This is a genomic window from Methylobacterium sp. J-067 (genome assembly GCF_022829465.1).
GTDB lineage: Bacteria > Pseudomonadota > Alphaproteobacteria > Rhizobiales > Beijerinckiaceae > Methylobacterium > Methylobacterium litchii.
In genome coordinates, this window is record NZ_JAKSXZ010000017.1 from 1 (window position 1) to 664 (window position 664).

Genomic DNA, 664 nt, shown 5'->3' on the forward strand with positions numbered 1-664 from the left:
TATGACTTCGTCGAGGCCCGCACGCATGACGGACGCAAGTTCCGGATGCTCAACGTCGTCGACGAGTTCACGCACGAATGCCTGGCCATCCGCGTCGCTCGCAGGCTGAAGGCGATCGACGTGATCGATGTGCTCTCTGACCTGTTCATCCTGCGTGAGGTGCCGGGGCACATTCGTTCGGACAATGGCCCGGAGTTCATCGCCAAGTCGGTGCAGGCTTGGATCACCGGGGTCGGTGCCAAGACGGCCTACATCACCCCCGGTTCACCGTGGGAGAACGGCTATGTCGAGAGCTTCAACGCTCGCCTGCGGGACGAACTCCTGAATGGCGAGATCTTCTACACCCTGAAGGAGGCACAGATCGTGATCGAGAGCTGGAGACGACACTACAACGCTGTCCGCCCCCACGCGTCGCTCGGATACCGTCCGCCAGCCCCGGAGGTGTTCGTGCCAGCCTTTACCGCTTGGCCAGCTGCGCTCGCCCGGCCAGCTCCGCCGACCAAGCGACCCGTGGTGGAGTGGCCTGACCCTGACCCAGCAAACTGGTCCAGGCCGAGCGCAAGTTTTTCGGGCATCCTGAAACCTGAAGGAGGGTGGATGCCATGCCTCGCAAACGCTTCACGAACGAGCAGATCGCCTTTGCCCTACGGCAGGCGGAGAACGG

1 protein-coding gene is annotated in these 664 nt (G+C 62.8%); it reads left to right on the top strand.

Going from position 1 to position 664, the window contains the following annotated elements; genetic code table 11:
* Positions 1–664: integrase core domain-containing protein (locus tag MKK52_RS00450; protein WP_243951782.1), on the top strand; the 664-nt coding region annotated here is incomplete at both ends.